A 16,709-nucleotide genomic window follows, 5' to 3' on the forward strand; every position below is an offset into this window, starting at 1 on the left:
CCCCCCCCCCCCCCCCCCCCCCCCCCCCCCCCCCCCCCCCCCCCCCCCCCCGGTCGTGCCAGGGATCACCGCACTGGGGTGAAGTCCCTCGCCCCGATGAACTCCGGGCGCCGCACCGGCGCGGCGAACGGCTCCACGGCCGCGTTGTCCACGCTGTTGAACACGATGAACACGTTGCTGCGCGGGAACGGCGTGATGTTGTCGCCGGAGCCGTGCATGCAGTTGCAGTCGAACCAGGTCGCCGAGCCGGCCTTGCCCGTGAAGAGGCGGATGCCGTACTCGCCGGCCATCTTCGTCAGCGCCTCGTCGGACGGCGTGCCCGCGTCCTGCATCTGCAGCGACTTCTTGTAGTTGTCCGCGGGCGTCTCGCCGGCACAGCCGAGGAACGTGCGGTGCGAGCCCGGCATGATCATCAGGCCGCCGTTGGTGTCGTAGTTCTCGGTCAGGGCGATCGAGACGGACACCGTGCGCATGTTCGGCAGGCCGTCCTCGGCGTGCCAGGTCTCGAAGTCCGAGTGCCAGTAGAAGCCGCTGGCGCCGAAGCCCGGCTTGACGTTGATCCGCGACTGGTGGACGTAGACGTCCGAGCCGAGGATCTGCCGGGCGCGGCCGACCACCCGCTCGTCGCGCACCAGCTTCGCGAACACCTCGCTGATCCGGTGCACTTCGAAGACGGAGCGGATCTCCTTCGACTTCGGCTCGACGATCGAGCGCTCGTCGGCCCGGATCGCCGGGTCGGCGACCAGCCGCTCCAGCTCCTGCCGGTAGACCTCGACCTCGCCGGGGGTGATCAGCTGGTCGACGGCGAGGAAGCCGTCACGCTCGTACGCCTGGAGGTCGGCCGTCGCGATCGGGCCGGGCGTGTCCGGGGAGCCCCAGACGACCGGGTCCTGGCGCGGGACGGCCACCTCGCCGGCGCCGCGGCTGGGGTAGAGATCGGTGACAGTGGTCATGGGTGTCACACCTCCTCGGGCTCGGTGAGCAGCGGGTAGACGCCGTTCTCGTCGTGGTCCTCCCGTCCGGTCACGGGCGGGTTGAACACGCAGATGCAGTGGAAGTCCTCCTTGACCCGCAGCGTGTGCCGCTCGTGGCCGTCGAGGAGGTACATGGTGCCGGGCGTGATGGTGTGGCTCCGACCGGTCTCGCGGTCGGTCAGCTCGGCCTCGCCCCGGGTGCAGACGACGGCCTCGATGTGGTTGGCGTACCACATGTCCGTCGTGGTGCCGGCGTACAGGATGGTCTCGTGCACGGAGAAGCCGACCCGCTCCTTGGCGAGGACGATCCGCTTGCTCTCCCAGGTGCCGGACTTCGACTTGATGTGCCGGTCGGTGCCTTCGATGTCCTTGAACGATCGGACGATCACGGTGCTGTGCTTCCTCCTCGGTGGACGGTGTCAGACGGTCTCGCGGACGGCGCGGGCGAGGATGCTCAGGCCCTCGTCCAGCTCGTCGGCGGTGATGGTGAGCGCGGGGAGCAGTTTGACGACCTCGCTCTCCGGGCCCGAGGTCTCGATGAGCAGCCCGAGTTCGAAGGCGCGCTTCGCGACCCGCGAGGCCCGCTCCTTCTCGTGGAACTCCAGGCCCCACACCAGGCCGCGGCCGCGGTACTCGCGCACGTCGGCCAGGTTCTCCTCGGTGATGGCGATCAGGGACTGCTCGAGCTGCTCGCCCCGGGTACGGGTCTGCTTCTCCATCGCGGAGCCGTCGGTCCAGTAGGTCTCCAGGGCCGCGGTGGCGGTGACGAACGCCGGGTTGTTGCCGCGGAAGGTGCCGTTGTGCTCGCCCGGCTCCCACACGTCGAGCTCGGGCTTGAACAGGCACAGCGACATCGGCAGCCCGTACCCGCTGATGGACTTGGAGACGGTCACGATGTCGGGCGTGACGCCGGCCTCCTCGAAGGAGAAGAAGGCGCCGGTGCGGCCGCAGCCCATCTGGATGTCGTCGACGATCAGCAGCATGTCCTGCCGCTCGCACAGGTCGGCGAGCGCCCGCAGCCACTCGGGGCGCGCGACGTTGATGCCGCCCTCGCCCTGCACGGTCTCCACGATCACGGCGGCGGGCTTGTTGAGCCCGGAGCCCTGGTCCTCCAGCAGCCGCTCGAACCACAGGAAGTCCGGGACCTGGCCGTCGAAGTAGTTGTCGAACGGCATGGGGGTGCCGTGCACCAGCGGGATGCCGGCGCCGGCCCGCTTGAAGGCGTTGCCGGTGACCGCGAGGGAGCCGAGCGACATGCCGTGGAAGGCGTTGGTGAAGGAGACGATCGCCTCTCGGCCCTTCACCTTCCGGGCGAGCTTCAGCGCGGACTCCACCGCGTTGGTGCCGGTGGGGCCCGGGAACATGACCTTGTACGGCAGGTCACGCGGGCGCAGCACCAGGTCCTGGAAGGTCTGCAGGAACGACCGTTTGGCCGTGGTGGACATGTCCAGGCCGTGCGTGACGCCGTCCCGGGACAGGTAGTCGATCAGCGCCCGTTTGAGCACCGGGTTGTTGTGGCCGTAGTTGAGTGAGCCGGCCCCGGCGAAGAAGTCGAGGTAGGCGTGGCCGTCCTCGTCGTACATGCGGCTGCCCTGCGCACGGTCGAACACGGTGGGCCAGCCGCGGCAGTAGCTGCGTACCTCGGACTCCAGGGTCTCGAAGACGCTGAGGTCGGGCTGGGTGATGGTCACGTGAATCGCTCCTCAGTGCGCGGTGGCGGGGGTCAGCGGGCCGATGCGGTACAGGACTTCCGGATCGTGCGGGCCGTCCGGGAAGAGCCCTGCGGGGAACAGCACCTCACGGATGAGGTCCGCGCCGTGGCGGGCGGCGAACGACGTGAACAGGCGCTCGGAGGCGGTGTTCCCGGGACTGATGGTGGTTTCGAGGCGGGTGACGCCGCGGTCGGCGGTGAGCCGGGCGGTCAGCCCGTCCAGCAGCGCGGCGGCGATGCCGTGGCCCTGATGGGCGGCGTCGACGGCGACCTGCCAGACGAGCAGCGTGGTGGGGTCGTCGGGCCGCACGTAGCCGGTGACGAAACCGACGGGTTCGCCGTCCGCGCCGCGCGCCACCGCCGAGGTGCCGGCGAAGTCCCGGCACCACAGCAGATAGGCGTAGGAAGAGTTCAGGTCGAGGGTTTCGGATTCCTTGGCGAGACGCCAGAGCGCGGCTCCGTCGGCCATCGCCGGTCGGTCGATGAGAAGGTCGGCTGGTGCGGCAGTCATGCGGCACGAATTTAGCGAGGCAAATTGAAAAATGCACGGCTGGCCAGATCGCCCTGTGCTGCGCTCTTGGTGTTATGTCCCAATTGCACCAGTGCAAATATGGACAAAAGTCTTCGCCTGTGGAGTGTGTCACAGCCCGAAAAGGCCCGTGCAGCCTCGTTGTTTAGCCCCGCAAAAAGCGGGCAGAAGAAGACGGGAAGCTATCGACGGATGAATTCGCAGAAATTGTGAAGCCAATTTGAATTCTGAGTCCGGAAACGAAAACGGCCCGCGCGGAAGGCGCGGGCCGCTGTGTGTGGTGCCTCCCCGGGAGCCCCGGCTACCGCCAGGCCCCGTCCGCCGCGCGGCGGGCCGCCGCGAGGTCCACGGCGGCGCCCCGCTCGGCGAGGGCCGCGCCGAGGGCGGCCAGCGAGCCGTGCACGGCGGCAGGCGTCGCGTCGGGCCCGTAGTGGTTCACCCGGATCATCTCCTTGGCCAGGGCGCCCCCGCCGGCGGCCAACGGCAGCGCGGGGTCGCTGTCCAGGGCCCGGGCGACCAGCTCGGAGGCCACGAGCCCGGCGGGCGCCCGCAGGGTCGTGGCGACCGGCGCCGCGTCCCGGGCCTCGTGCACGTACGGTTCCAGACCCCCGCCGAGCGCCGTCGCGCCCGCGCGGGTCGCCGCGGCGGCCGAGGCGTGCCGGGCCATCACCGTCTGGGCGCCCGCCGACTCGATCCGCTCCAGGCAGGCGTCGAGGGCCAGCATCTCCAGCTGCGCGGGAGCGTGCGGCAGTGCCTTGCGGCCGCCGTCGATCCACCGCTCCTTCCAGTCCAGCAGGGACAGATAGGAGCGGCGCGGTGCGTGCGGGTTGGCCGCCATGCGGGCCCACGCCCGCTCGCTCACCGAGATCGCCGACACGCCCGCCGGGCCGCCCATCGCCTTCTGGGCCCCGATCACGCACAGGTCCACCCCCCACGCGTCCGGCAGCACGGGCTCGGCGCCGACGGAGGCGACCGCGTCCAGGTAGAACAGCGCGCCCTGCTCCCGCACCGCCGCGCCGATCTCCGCGACCGGGTTGGTGTTGCCGGTCGCGGCCTCGGCGTGCACCAGGGACACGAAGTCGATCTCCGGGTGTTCGGCGAAGGCCGCCCGGACCTGGGCGGCGGTCACCGCCGTGTGGAAGGGCACCGCCAGGTCGTGGACCGTCGCGCCGGAGTCCCGGAGCCAGTCGCCGAAGGTCTGCCCGTACGGGCCGGTGATCACGTTGAGGGCCACGGTGCCCGGGCCGGCCGCCGCGCGGATCGCGCCCTCCAGTGGCAGCAGGGCCTCGCCCTGGGTGACCAGGACGTCCTGCCGGGTCGCCAGCAGCCGGGCCACCCGGTCCTCGATGGCGGCGAACCGCCCGGCGGTCAGCGGGGGCAGGTCGAGGAAGGGGTGGGTCACGACGGCGCTCTCTTCGTGCTCGGGGGTGTCGACTCCCTCGATCTTAGGTCGGACGGCCCCGTAGCCATCGGTTTGATTTGAGAGACTCAAACTCTTCCTTATAATCGGAACCCACTCTTCCCCCACAGGAGATCTCCCCCCATGAAAACGTTCTCCGGGCGCCGGACCCGCTTCCTGGCTGCCACCACCGCGACCGCCGGTCTTGTGCTCGTGGCCGCCGGCTGCTCCTCGAACGGCGGCGGGAGCGGCGGTGCCACCGTCAAGGGGGTCCATCTCGTCAAGGCCGGCCGGCTGACCACCTGCACCCACCTGCCGTACCCGCCGTTCCAGTCGGAGGTCAACGGCAAGGTGCAGGGCTTCGACGTCTCCCTCATCGACCTCGTCGCCAAGAACCTCGGCGTCAAGCAGCAGATCGTCGACACGCCCTTCGAGAACTTCAAGACGGGCGCCTTCCTGAACTCCGGGCAGTGCGACCTGGCCGCCGCCGGCATGACGATCACGCCCGAGCGCAAGAAGAACGTCGACTTCTCCGACCCGTACTTCGAGGCCACGCAGGCCGTCCTGGTGGACAGGAGCAGCGGGATCAACTCGCTCGCCGACGTCAAGGCCAAGGGCAAGAAGCTCGGCGCGCAGGCGCAGACCACCGGCGAGGACTACGCCAAGAGCAAGGGCTACGACCCGGTCTCCTTCGAGTCCTCCGACGCCGTCCTCAACGGACTGCGCACCGGACAGGTCCAGGCCGTCGTCATCGACTACCCGGTCGTCCAGGGCTGGCTGAAGGACAAGGCCAACGCCGCCAAGTTCAAGGTCGTCGACAACCTCAAGACCGGTGAGCAGTACGGCTTCACCGTCAAGAAGGGCAACACGGCGCTGCGCGTGGCCATCGACAAGGCACTCAAGGACGCCAAGGCCGACGGCACCTACAAGAAGATCTACGAGCAGTGGATCGGCCCGTACGACGCCTCCGTGGCCTCTCCCGCCGGCTCATGAGCGACACGGACGTACGGCCACGGCCGAAGAAGAAGGGACTGACCCGGCGCCAGAAGCGCCGGGTGTCCCGCGGCATCCAGTACGTCGTGTTCGTCGCCGCCGTGATCGCCGCGGCGGTCTCGGCGGACTGGGGGCGGCTGCAGAACCAGTTCGCGCAGGGCGGCATCGCCCGGCAGATGTGGCCGGACGTCCTCACGTTGGCGCTGAGGAACACCGTTCTGTACACGGTGTCCGGCTTCGTCCTCGGGCTGCTGCTCGGCTTGGTCGTCGCGCTGATGCGGCTGTCCTCGGTCGGGCCGTACCGCTGGGTGGCGGGCATCTACATCGAGGTCTTCCGCGGTCTGCCCGCGCTGCTGATCTTCGTCTTCATCGCGGTGGCCGTGCCGCTGGCCTTCCCGGGCGCGGAGATCCCTGGCGGCACCTACGGCAAGGGCGCCCTCGGTCTCGGCCTGATCGGCGCCGCCTACATGGCGGAGACCTTCCGCGCCGGCATCCAGGCGGTGCCCAAGGGGCAGACGGAGGCGGCCCGGTCGCTGGGGTTCTCGCCCGCCCGGGCCATGATCTCGATCATCATCCCGCAGGCGTTCCGGATCATCCTCCCGCCGCTCACCAACGAACTGATCATGCTCTTCAAGGACTCCTCGCTGGTGCTGCTGCTCGGCGTCACCCTGGAGGAGCGCGAACTGTCCAAGTTCGGCCGGGACCTGGCCAGCACCACCGCCAACTCCACGCCGATCCTGGTCGCGGGCCTGTGCTACCTGCTGGTCACCATCCCGCTCGGCTTCGTCGCCCGCCGCCTGGAGGCCAGGGCCCAGGAGGAGATCAAGTGACCCGCCCCGAGATCCGCGTCCAGGGCCTGCACAAGTCCTTCGGCGACAACCACGTCCTGCGCGGCATCGACCTGGAGATCGACCAGGGCGAGGTCGTCTGCGTCATCGGCCCCTCCGGCTCGGGCAAGTCGACGCTGCTGCGCTGCGTGAACCTGCTGGAGGAGCCGAGCGAGGGCCAGGTCTTCGTCGGCGGCACCGAGATCACCGACCCGGACGTCGACATCGACGCCGCGCGGCGGCGCATCGGCATGGTCTTCCAGCAGTTCAACCTCTTCCCGCACCTGACGGTGACGCAGAACCTCACCCTGCCGCAGCGCAGGGTGCTGGGGCGGGACAAGGCGGAAGCCGCCCGGGTCGCCGCCGGGAACCTGGCCCGGGTCGGCCTGGCGGAGAAGGCGGCCGCCTACCCGTCCTCCCTGTCCGGTGGGCAGCAGCAGCGGGTGGCCATCGCCCGTGCGCTCGCCATGGGCCCCGACGTGATGCTCTTCGACGAGCCGACCTCCGCGCTCGACCCGGAACTCGTCGGGGACGTCCTCGCCGTGATGCGCGGACTCGCCGAAGAGGGCATGACCATGATGGTCGTCACCCACGAGATGACCTTCGCGCGCGAGGTCGCCGACCGGGTCGTCTTCATGGACGGCGGCGTCGTCGTCGAGGACGGCAGCCCCGACCAGGTCATCGGCGCCCCGCGGCACGAGCGCACCCGGCACTTCCTGTCCCGGCTGCTCGACCCGGCGATGGCCGAGGTCGAGGAGGAGACCTCGGACCAGGTGGGCGAGGCCGGGTCCTAGCTCACTAAGGTGCGGTGCATGAGCGATCAGCCGGTGCTGCACGTGAAGGGCCGGGTCCTGGCGGGACCCGAGGACGTCCGCGACGGACTGTGGGTGGTCGGGGGCCGCGTCTCCTACGACCGCCCCGCCGGCGCCCGCGAGGTGCGGACCGTCGAGGGCTGGGCACTGCCCGGCCTGGTCGACGCGCACTGCCACGTCGGGCTGGGCGCCGAGGGCCCGGTCGACGCGGACACCGCCGAGAAGCAGGCGCTGACCGACCGGGAGACCGGCACCCTCCTCATCCGGGACGCCGGCTCGCCCTCCGACACCCGCTGGATCGACGGCCGCGACGACCTGCCGAAGATCATCCGAGCCGGCCGGCACATCGCCCGCACCCGCCGCTACATGCGCAACTACGCGCACGAGATCGAGCCCGCCGACCTCGTCGCGTACGTCGCCCAGGAGGCCCGGCGCGGTGACGGCTGGGTCAAACTGGTCGGCGACTGGATCGACCGCGACCTCGGCGACCTGTCCGCCTGCTGGCCGCGCGACGCGGTCGAGGCGGCCATCGCCGAGGCCCACCGGCTCGGCGCCCGGGTCACCGCGCACTGCTTCGCCGAGACCTCGCTGCGCGACCTCGTCGAGGCGGGCATCGACTGCATCGAGCACGCCACGGGCCTGACGGACGACCTCATCCCGCTGTTCGCCGAGCGCGGTGTCGCGATCGTCCCGACGCTCGTCAACATCGCCACCTTCCCGAGCCTCGCGGCGGGCGGCGAACGCAAGTACCCGCGCTGGTCGGCGCACATGCGCAGGCTGCACGAGCGGCGCTATGAGACGGTGCGCGGCGCCCACGACGCCGGCATCCCGGTGTACGTCGGCACGGACGCGGGCGGCTCGCTGGCCCACGGACTGGTGGCGGCCGAGGTCGCCGAACTGGTCACCGCGGGTCTCTCACCGGTCGCCGCGCTGTCCGCGACGAGCTGGGGCGCCCGCGCCTGGTTGGGCCGTCCCGGCCTGGAGGAGGGCGCGCCGGCCGACCTGGTGGTGTACGAGTCCGACCCGCGGGCCGACGTACGCGTGCTCGCGGCGCCGCGCCGGGTGGTGCTGAACGGGCGGATCGTCGAGTAGCGGAGCGGACGGAGCCGCGGGGTGGCGGTGTGCGGGGTGGCGGTGCGGGCGGGTGGCAGAACGCCTGTGCCCGACGATTCGAAGAGGTGTGCTGAAACTCCACGATGGAGTGAAGTAACGCAGGATGGCTGACCGTTCACCCACAGTGCGTAAAAGTTGACGGGTCCCAAGCAAGTTCCTTCTGGGGGTCCCACCACCTTGAACAGCCACTTCTTCCGTATGCCCGCACGCCGTCTCGCCGCCGTCGCGACGGTCACCGCCCTGACCGCGGCTCCCGCCGCGCTGGGCGCGGGCGCCGCGCACGCGACCACCGGTCACGGTCGCGCCTCCGCCGTCGTGCTCCGCACCGGGCTCGACGTCTCCCTGCTGAACAAGTCCGTGAACGTCCCGCTCGCGGTCAGCCTCAACGACGTCAAGGCGCCGGCGAGCGCCGAGAGGACCACGCTGACGACGCGGCTCGACGGCGTCGACGGCGGCAGGCCGTTCACGGTCCTGGGCGCCCAGGTGGCGTCGGCCAGGGCCACCGCGAACGGCAGGCTCGCCGAGGGCTCGGTCCGGCTCGTGCACGCCCGGGTGCACGTCCCCGGCCTGCCCCTGTTCTCCCTGATCGACGTCGGCACGGTCACCGCCGAGGCGACCTGCGCGGCCGGGAAGGCGCCCGTCGCCTCGGCGAACGTCCTGGGCGCCGTCACGGTCCTGGGCAAGCGCGTCACGCTCACCGCCGGCGGCCCCACCGAGGTGAAGGTGCCCGGCGTGGGCGACGTCCGGCTCGACCTGTCCCAGCACCGGACCACGTCCCGCACGGCAGCCGCGACGGCCCTCCGACTCAAGGTCTCGATCAACCCGCTGAAGCTCAACGTGGCCGACGTGGAAGGAACGGTCACCCTGGCCGCGGCGACCTGCGAAGCGCCGGTACCCGCCCGGCACGCGGTACCGAGCCAGGCCCCCACCGCCGACGTGAAGCCCCAGGGCTCGCACGCCGACCTCGCCGAGACCGGCGGCAGCTCGACCACGCCGTACATCGCGGGCGGCGCGCTGGCGCTGCTCCTGGCGGGCGGCGGAGCGGTGACGGTGGCACGCCGCCGCCGGGGCTGAGCCCACCGGACCGCACGGCCGGGCGGGTGGGCGCCCGGCCGTCGCCGGCCCGTCCGGGGACTTCGGGGTCCGTGCGCGGGGCCCGGCCTCCGGGGCCCCGTTACGGCAGGACCGCTGTCAGTGCCCGCAGGAAGCCGCTCGCCGTGGTCCGGTCCCGGACGGCGATCCGTACCCACTCCTCGTCCAGCCCCGGGAACGTGTCCCCGCGCCGCACGGCGTAGCCCAGCTCGCGCAGCCGGCGGCGCAGCGCGGCCGCGTCCGGCAGGCGGACCAGCACGAACGGGCCCTCCGCGGGTGTGACCACCCGCACGCCACGGTCCGCCAGGGCGGTCAGCCCGGCCACCAGGTGGGCGCGGTCCGCGGCCGCCCGGTGCGCCGCGTGCGCCGCCTCCGCCAGCGCCCGCGGCGCCACGCACGCGCGGGCCGCGACCAGCGCCGGCGTCGACACCGGCCACAGCGGCTGGGCGCGCTCCAGCTCCGCGACGATCCCGGCCGCGGCCAGCACGTACCCGATCCGCAGCCCGGCGAGACCCCACGTCTTGGTCAGGCTGCGCAGCACGACGAGCCCGGGCACGTCGGTCCGCCCCGCCAGCGCCTCCCGCTCACCCGGCACCGCGTCCATGAACGCCTCGTCGACCACCAGGGTCCGGCCGGGGCGGGCGAGTGCGGCGATCGTCCCGGCCGGGTGCAGCACCGACGTGGGGTTCGTCGGGTTGCCGATGACCACCAGATCCGCGTCCTCGGGAACGGCCGCCGGGTCGAGCCGGAAGCCGTCCGCCTCACGCAGCAGCACCCGGTCCACCGTGTGCCCGGCGTCCCGCAGCGCCGCCTCCGGCTCCGTGAACTGCGGGTGCACGACGACCGGCCGGCGCACTTTCAGCGCCCGCGCCAGCAGCACGAACGCCTCCGCCGCCCCCGCCGTCAGCAGCACCCGCTCCACCGGCAGCCCGTGCCGCGCCGCCACCGCCGCCCGCGCGGCCCGCCCGTCCGGGTAGGCCGCGAGCGACGCCAGCGATCCGGAGATCTCCTCGCGCAGCCAGGGCGGAGGCGTGTCCGCGCGGACGTTGACGGCGAGGTCGACCAGCCCGGCCCCGTCGTCGCGCACCTCGGCGTCCCCGTGGTGCCGCAGATCGTGCCCGGTGCCCGGGGCTTCCCGTGGGTCCTCAGTGCGCATGGCTGTGGGAATGCCCCCCGTGATGGTGGTGCCCGTGGTGGTGCCCGTCGTCGTCCGGGTGGAAGTGCGGCTGCTGCGGCAGCCCCACCTTGTCCTCGAAGCCCGGCAGCGCGATCCGGTACACGCACGAGTCGCAGTTCATGCGCAGATCACCGCGGACGGCCTCCTCGTACCGCTCCATCACCAGGTCCAGCAGTTCCGGCTCGGGCCCGATGACGCCCGCCGAGCGCACCTCGGTCTCCGGGTGGGCGGCCGCCCACTCCTCGGTCTGCCGCCGCACCCGGTCCGGCAGGATGCCGGTGAACAGGAAGTACGGCAGCACGACGATCCGCCGCGCCCCCAGCATGGCGCAGCGGTCGAGGCCGCTCGGCACGTCCGGCGCCGCGAGCGACACGAAGGCCGTCTCGACACCGGCGTACCCGCGCCCCTCCCACAGCAGCCGGGCCGCCTTGTGCACCTCGGCGTTGGCGTCCGGGTCGGTCGAGCCGCGCCCGACCAGCAGCACGGTCACCTCGGAGCGGTCCGTACCCTCCAGCACCTCGTCGAGGCGCCGCTCCAGCACGTTCAGCAGCGACGGGTGCGGGCCCAGCGGGCGGCCGTAGGTGTACGAGATCCCCGGGTGCCGCTCCTTCTCCCGGGCCAGCGCCGCCGGGATGTCGCCCTTGGCGTGGCCGGCGGACACCAGCATCAGCGGCACGGCGGCGAACCGGCGCACACCCCGCCCGACCAGCTCGGCGACGGCGTCGCCCAGCGGCGGCGGGGACAGCTCGATGAAGCCGCCCGCGACGGGCAGTTCGGGGTGGCGGCGGCCCAGCTCCCGGACGAAGTCGCGGAACGCCTCGGCTCCGGCGTCGTCACGGGTGCCGTGGCCGGCGATGAGCAGGGCGGGCGGGGTGGTCACGAGGTCTCCTCAGGTGAAACGGGGTGGTACAGCAGGGCGTTGAGCGCGGCGGAGGCGACCGCCGAGCCGCCCTTCTCGGACACGTTGCTCACGGCGGGCAGCCCGCTCGCGCGCAGCGCCTCCTTGGACTCGACCGCTCCGACGAAGCCGACGGGCAGGCCGATGACGAGCGCGGGGGAGGCGTCCAGCGTCAGCAGCTCCTCCAGCGCGGTCGGGGCGTTGCCGATCACCCACAGGGCGCCGGGCCCGACCTGCTCGTAGGCGAGCCGGATGCCGTGCGCCGAGCGGGTCAGCCCCGGTCCGGCCGTGGCGTCCTTGAGCCGGCAGACGGTCTCCCGGCGGGTGATGCCGGCCCCGACCATCTCGACGTCCACCACGACCGGCGCCCCGGCGTGCAGCGCGGCGTGCGCCTTCACCAGGTCGCCCTCGGCCATGACGAGGTCGTCCGCGTACCCGAGGTCGGCGGCGGAGTGGATGACCCGCTCCACCACCGCCCGGGTCAGCGGCGGGAAGCCGGAGGTGTCGAGCCGGGCCCGCAGCCGACGGTAGGACTCCTGCTCGATGGGGTGGACGATCCGGTTCACCGGGCCTCCTCCCGGGTGCTCTGCCAGCGGTAGCCGCGCGGCGTCACCATGCGTCCCGCGATGTCGCGGGTCGCCGTGTTGCCCACGGTCACGACCGTCATCATGTCGACCGTCGCCGCGTCGAGAGCGCCCAGCGTCGTCACCCGGCTCGACTCGTCCGGCCGCGACGCGTTGCGCACGACACCGACGGGCGTCCCGGGCTCCCGGTGCCCGGCGAGGATCGCCAGCGCCTTGGGGAGCTGCCAGTCGCGGCCACGGGAGCGCGGGTTGTAGAAGGTCACCACGAGGTCCGCCTCGGCCGCCGCGCGCACCCGGCGCTCGATCACCTCCCACGGCGTGTGCAGGTCGGACAGCGAGATCGACACGTGGTCGTGGCCCAGCGGCGCGCCCAGGATCGCCCCGGCGGCCAGCGCGGCCGTCACCCCGGGCACCCCGACCACGTCGATGTCGTCGGACGCCTCGGCGAGCGCCGGGGAGGCCATGGCGTACACGCCCGCGTCCCCGCTGCCGATCAGCGCCACCGCGTGCCCCGCGCGGGCCTCGGCGACGGCCGTGCGGGCCCGCTCCTCCTCGGCGCCGAGACCCGACTCCAGCACCCGGGTGCCGGGCCGCAGCAGGTCGCGGATCTGGTCGACGTACTGGTCGAGCCCGACCAGGACGGAGGCCCGGCGCAGCTCCGCCGCCGCGCGCGGGGTGAGCAGGTCCCGGGCGCCGGGCCCGAGCCCGACCACCGCGAGCCGGCCGCGCCCCGGCCGCCGTACGACGGCACAGGTCGCCATGGCGGGCTGCCCGTCGGCGCGCTCCGACTTCCGCTTGGGCACGAGGAGTTCACCGCCGCGCAGCAGGGCGGCGGCCTCGGCCACGGACGGGGTGCCGACCGCCGCGAGCGGGGCTCCGGAGGGGTTCGGCACCTCGACCGCCGCCAGCTCCGCGGCGGAGTACGTCACCAGGGGCACCCCCAGCCGAGCCGCGGCGGCCACGATGCCCGGCTCCCCGGACTTGGCGTCCACGGTGGCGAGTTCGGCGACGGACCCGGCGCTGAGCCCGGCCCCGCGCAGCGCCTCCTCGACGAGGCCGACGACCTCCTCCGCCGGCGCACCCCTGGACGCGCCGACCCCGACCACCAGCGTCGGCGGCCTGAGCAGCACCTCGCGCTCGCCCGGCGGGACGGCCCGGTCGGTGAGCCGGACGGTGTACTCGCCCCGCGCGGAGAACGGCAGCGGTGGCAGCGGCCACGCCACCTCCGCCTCCAGCGCCACGGGCTCGCCGTCCAGCAGGGCGCGGGAGACCGTGGCCACCGCGCCCTCGTACGGCAGTCCCAGCGTGTCCAGGCCCGGCAGCCCGACGGCGTCCGTCGCGGTGGTCACCACCGGCTCGGCGCCCAGCAACTCACCCACCTCGCGGGCGAGTTCGTTGGCGCCGCCGCCGTGGCCGCCGATCAGCGACACCGCGAACCGGCCGCCCTCGTCCACGCACACCACGCCCGGGTCGGCCGCCTTGTCGCCGAGCAGCGGCGCGAGCAGCCGTACCACCGCGCCCGTGGCGAGGAAGCACACCAGCTGGCCGCATTCGGCGAACGCGGCCCGCACGGCCTCCCCGACGGGACCGTCGTACACCCGCGTGCGGTCCGGCCAGGCCGCGGCCAGCCGGTCCCGCGCCGCCGCCCCCGCCGCGGTGGCGGAAATCAGGCCGATCACTGAGCAACTCCTTCACTGGACACCGGGGTTCTGACGCCCCACAGCAGGAACACTGGATTGGTGGCCGCCAGCCGGGTCACGTCCCCGGGCAGCGGCGCGAGACGCGAGGACTGCAGCAGCACCCCGTCGCAGTCGAACCCGGCGCCGGCCAGCGCCGCGCGCGCGGCCGGCACCCGGTCGAGCGCGGCCACGGCCACGACGACCGTCCGCCGCGCCCGCCGGGCGCAGGCGGTGACGACGGCGGGCAGTTCACGCCCGCCGCCGCCGACGAACACGGCGTCGGGGTCGTCGGCGAGGCCGGACAGCGCCCCCGGCGCCGTGCCGTGCACCACGCGCACGTCGACCCCGTGCGCGGCCGCGTTGGCGCGGATGCGCTCCACCCCGTCCGGGGCGCGCTCGACGGCGACGACGGCCGCGCCGAGCCGCGCGCACTCCACGGCCACCGACCCGGAACCGGCGCCGACGTCCCACACCAGGTCGCCCAGGCGCGGCCCGAGCCGGGCCAGCGCCAGCGCCCGCACCTCGAACTTGGTGATCATCGAGTCCCGGTGGGCGAACTCGTCCTCGTGCAGCGCCCACGCCGCCGGGCCGGCGGGCGCCCCGGCGACCGTGCGGACCGCCCCGAGCGCCCGGGGCCCGTCCAGGCACAGCACCACGTTCACCGCCGTGCCCCAGTCGCGGGCGGCGGCCTCGGCGGGCGTCACCCGCTCCACCCGCTCGCGCTCGGGATCACCGAGCGCGCTCGCCACCACCAGGACCCGCCCGTCGCCCAGCGCGGCGCCCAGCTCGGCCGGCCCGGCCCCGGGTCCGGTCAGCACCGCCACCTTCGGATGCGCCCGGCAGACGTTGACGGCCGTACGGGGGTCCCGGCCGTGGGCGCTCACCACGACCGCGTCGTCCCACGGCAGGCCGATCCGTGCGAACGCGGCCGCCACCGACGACACCCCGGGCCGCACGTCGAGACGACCGGCGCCGAACCGCTCGGCCAGTGCCCGCACCACGCCGAAGAAGCCGGGGTCGCCGGAGGCCAGCACGACCACCGGCAGTTCCTCGGCGACGTACTCCCCGATGGTGTCCAGGGCCGGGGCCAGCGGCCCGAGCACCACCCGTTCCGCGCCCTCGGGCAGCGGCGCGGCGTCCAGGTGCCGCCGGCCGCCGACGACCAGCGCGGCCCGCGCCAGGACGTCCCCGGGCAGCGGCGCGTCCGCGCCCGTCCCCGTGCCGACGACCGTGATCAACTCTTGGCCCGCTGTTCGCGCAGGGCCCGGCGGGCCTCCGGGTCGGCCTTGCGGTACCCGTGGAAGTGCCCCGGGTGGTACAGGTGCGACCGGGTCCCGTGGGCGGCCAGCGCCGGGCCGACCAGGAACAGCGTGTGCTTCCAGAGCTTGTGCTCCTTGACGGTCTCCTCCAGCGTGCCGATCGTGCACCGCGCGATCAGCTCCTCCGGCCAGGTCGCCTGGTAGGCGACGACCACCGGGGTGTCGGTCGGGTAGCCGCCCTCCAGCAGCTCCCGCACCAGCTGCCCGCTGCGGGCCGCCGACAGGAAGACCGCCATGGTGGTGCCGTGCCGGGCGAACTCGCGCACCTCCTCACCGGGCGGCATCGGCGTCTTGCCGCCGCCGAGCCGGGTGAGCACCACGGACTGGGCGACCTCCGGGATGGTCAGCTCGCGCCGGGCGAGCGCGGCGACGGCGGAGAAGGACGAGACGCCGGGCACGACCTCCGTGTCGATCCCGAGCTCGGCGCACCGGTCCAGCTGCTCCTGCGTACCGCCCCACAGCGCCGGGTCGCCGGAGTGGATCCGCGCCACCCTCAGCCCCTCGGCCAGGGCGCGCCGGTAGACGGCCACGACGTCCTCCAGGGACATGGTGGCCGAGTCCAGGATCTCCGCGCCCTCGCGCGCGTGCTCGAGGACCTCCGCCTGGACCAGGCTGGCCGCCCAGATCACCACGTCGGCCTCGGCGATCGCGCGCGCGGCACGGAAGGTCAGCAGGTCGGCGGCGCCGGGGCCGGCACCGACGAAGGTCACCTTGCCGGTGGGGGCATCGGCCATGGGAGGGGTCCTCTCGTACGGGAAACGCAAGTCGGAATCAGTGAAATGTCGGGGTCTGGGAGCTTGTGCGCGCCCCCGGATGTGCGCGAAGGCGCCTCCATCGGATAGCAAGGGGCCTATGGCGGTCTTCGTCGCGCTCGGCGCGTTCCTGATGACGCTGGCCGGCGGCTGGACGGCTCAGCGCGTGACCGACCGCAGGCACCTGGTCCTGGGCCTGGCCGGCGGTCTGATGCTCGGCGTGGTCGGCCTCGACCTGCTCCCGGAGGCCCTGCACGCGGCCGACCGCGAGATCTTCGGCGTGCCCGCGGCGCTGCTGCTGTTCGTGGCCGGATTCCTGCTCGCCCATCTGGTCGAGCGCACCCTGGCCGCCCGGCAGGCCGCCCACGGCGGCGCCGAGCACAGCCACCGGGCGCCCGAGGTGGGCCTGACGGCGGCCGCCGCCATGGTCGGACACAGCGCCATGGACGGTGTGGCGATCGGCGCGGCCTTCCAGGTGGGCGGCGGCATGGGCACCTCCGTCGCGCTCGCCGTGATCGCGCACGACTTCGCCGACGGCTTCAACACCTTCACCATCACCAGCCTGTACGGCAACGCGCGCCGCCGGGCGATAGGCATGCTCGTGGCGGACGCCTGCGCACCCCTGGTGGGCGCGCTGTCGACCGTGTTCTTCCACATCCCCGAACCGGTGCTCGGCGGCTATCTCGGCCTCTTCGGCGGCGTGCTGCTCTACCTCGCCGCCGCCGAGATCCTCCCCGAGGCCCACCACGAGCACCCCGCCCGCTCCACCCTGCTGTGCACGGTGGCGGGCGCCGCCTTCATCTGGCTGGTGGTCGGCGTCTCCGGCGGCTGACCGCACCGCAAGGCCCGC

At 73.3% G+C, this 16,709-nt stretch carries 17 protein-coding genes; 6 read left to right on the top strand and 11 right to left on the bottom strand.

What is annotated here, in order from left to right:
• Positions 1 to 65: 65 nt before the first annotated feature.
• The 5 genes from thpD to V7E45_RS06870 all read right to left on the bottom strand — a co-directional run bounded on the left by thpD (position 66) and on the right by V7E45_RS06870 (position 4,616).
• Positions 66 to 953 (bottom strand): ectoine hydroxylase, encoded by an 888-nt coding sequence (gene thpD, locus V7E45_RS06850; protein WP_333773172.1) that lies wholly within the window; start codon positions 951 to 953, stop codon positions 66 to 68.
• 5 nt (positions 954 to 958) lie between these two features.
• Entirely contained in the window at positions 959 to 1,363 is a 405-nt protein-coding gene (locus V7E45_RS06855) for an ectoine synthase (RefSeq protein ID WP_333773173.1), read from the bottom strand.
• A gap of 30 nt (positions 1,364 to 1,393) precedes the next feature.
• Positions 1,394 to 2,665, bottom strand: coding sequence for a diaminobutyrate--2-oxoglutarate transaminase (gene ectB / locus V7E45_RS06860; protein ID WP_333773174.1), 1,272 nt, complete (start codon positions 2,663 to 2,665; stop codon positions 1,394 to 1,396).
• A 12-nt stretch (positions 2,666 to 2,677) separates the two neighbouring features.
• Positions 2,678 to 3,196 carry a diaminobutyrate acetyltransferase gene (ectA, locus tag V7E45_RS06865; RefSeq protein WP_333773175.1) on the bottom strand — a complete coding sequence of 173 codons (519 nt, stop codon included), beginning with the start codon at positions 3,194 to 3,196 and terminating at the stop codon, positions 2,678 to 2,680.
• A 319-nt stretch (positions 3,197 to 3,515) separates the two neighbouring features.
• Positions 3,516 to 4,616 carry a pyridoxal-phosphate-dependent aminotransferase family protein gene (locus tag V7E45_RS06870; RefSeq protein ID WP_333773176.1) on the bottom strand — a complete coding sequence of 367 codons (1,101 nt, stop codon included), beginning with the start codon at positions 4,614 to 4,616 and terminating at the stop codon, positions 3,516 to 3,518.
• 141 nt (positions 4,617 to 4,757) lie between these two features.
• Between V7E45_RS06870 and V7E45_RS06875 the strand changes: the two genes are divergently transcribed.
• From V7E45_RS06875 to V7E45_RS06895, 5 genes are all read left to right on the top strand, one after another.
• Positions 4,758 to 5,606 (top strand): transporter substrate-binding domain-containing protein, encoded by an 849-nt coding sequence (locus V7E45_RS06875; protein ID WP_333773177.1) that lies wholly within the window; start codon positions 4,758 to 4,760, stop codon positions 5,604 to 5,606.
• Positions 5,603 to 6,436 carry an amino acid ABC transporter permease gene (locus V7E45_RS06880; protein ID WP_333773178.1) on the top strand — a complete coding sequence of 278 codons (834 nt, stop codon included), beginning with the start codon at positions 5,603 to 5,605 and terminating at the stop codon, positions 6,434 to 6,436. The genes V7E45_RS06875 and V7E45_RS06880 overlap by 4 nt, the downstream gene beginning before the upstream one ends.
• Positions 6,433 to 7,227 carry an amino acid ABC transporter ATP-binding protein gene (locus V7E45_RS06885; protein WP_333773179.1) on the top strand — a complete coding sequence of 265 codons (795 nt, stop codon included), beginning with the start codon at positions 6,433 to 6,435 and terminating at the stop codon, positions 7,225 to 7,227. Before V7E45_RS06880 ends, V7E45_RS06885 begins: the two co-directional genes overlap by 4 nt.
• Before the next feature lie 18 nt (positions 7,228 to 7,245).
• Positions 7,246 to 8,337: an amidohydrolase family protein gene (locus V7E45_RS06890; RefSeq protein ID WP_333773180.1), complete on the top strand. Its 1,092-nt coding sequence runs from the start codon at positions 7,246 to 7,248 to the stop codon at positions 8,335 to 8,337.
• A 198-nt stretch (positions 8,338 to 8,535) separates the two neighbouring features.
• Positions 8,536 to 9,432, top strand: coding sequence for an SCO1860 family LAETG-anchored protein (locus V7E45_RS06895; protein WP_333773181.1), 897 nt, complete (start codon positions 8,536 to 8,538; stop codon positions 9,430 to 9,432).
• 100 nt (positions 9,433 to 9,532) lie between these two features.
• On the opposite strand, the gene cobC is transcribed toward V7E45_RS06895, so the two are convergent.
• Genes cobC through cobM form a run of 6 tightly spaced genes read right to left on the bottom strand, consistent with a single transcriptional unit; the run spans position 9,533 to position 15,841 of the window.
• Positions 9,533 to 10,606, bottom strand: coding sequence for an Rv2231c family pyridoxal phosphate-dependent protein CobC (gene cobC, locus V7E45_RS06900; RefSeq protein WP_333773182.1), 1,074 nt, complete (start codon positions 10,604 to 10,606; stop codon positions 9,533 to 9,535).
• Positions 10,596 to 11,507, bottom strand: a complete 912-nt coding sequence (locus V7E45_RS06905) for a sirohydrochlorin chelatase (RefSeq protein ID WP_333773183.1) — start codon at positions 11,505 to 11,507, stop codon at positions 10,596 to 10,598. The genes cobC and V7E45_RS06905 overlap by 11 nt, the downstream gene beginning before the upstream one ends.
• Entirely contained in the window at positions 11,504 to 12,091 is a 588-nt protein-coding gene (locus V7E45_RS06910; protein WP_333773184.1) for a precorrin-8X methylmutase, read from the bottom strand. Before V7E45_RS06910 ends, V7E45_RS06905 begins: the two co-directional genes overlap by 4 nt.
• A complete protein-coding gene (gene cobJ, locus V7E45_RS06915; RefSeq protein ID WP_333773185.1) occupies positions 12,088 to 13,788 on the bottom strand; it encodes a precorrin-3B C(17)-methyltransferase in 1,701 nt (566 codons plus the stop codon). Before cobJ ends, V7E45_RS06910 begins: the two co-directional genes overlap by 4 nt.
• Entirely contained in the window at positions 13,785 to 15,026 is a 1,242-nt protein-coding gene (gene cbiE, locus V7E45_RS06920) for a precorrin-6y C5,15-methyltransferase (decarboxylating) subunit CbiE (protein ID WP_333773186.1), read from the bottom strand. Before cbiE ends, cobJ begins: the two co-directional genes overlap by 4 nt.
• Complete coding sequence (gene cobM, locus V7E45_RS06925) at positions 15,023 to 15,841, bottom strand: precorrin-4 C(11)-methyltransferase (protein ID WP_333773187.1); 819 nt, start codon at positions 15,839 to 15,841, stop codon at positions 15,023 to 15,025. The genes cbiE and cobM overlap by 4 nt, the downstream gene beginning before the upstream one ends.
• 118 nt (positions 15,842 to 15,959) lie before the next feature.
• Here cobM and V7E45_RS06930 point away from each other — a divergent pair, with 118 nt between their 5' ends.
• Entirely contained in the window at positions 15,960 to 16,691 is a 732-nt protein-coding gene (locus tag V7E45_RS06930) for a ZIP family metal transporter (RefSeq protein WP_333773188.1), read from the top strand.
• Positions 16,692 to 16,709: the final 18 nt, after the last annotated feature.

This window comes from Streptomyces sp. IBSBF 3136 (genome assembly GCF_036815105.1).
Taxonomy (GTDB): domain Bacteria; phylum Actinomycetota; class Actinomycetes; order Streptomycetales; family Streptomycetaceae; genus Streptomyces.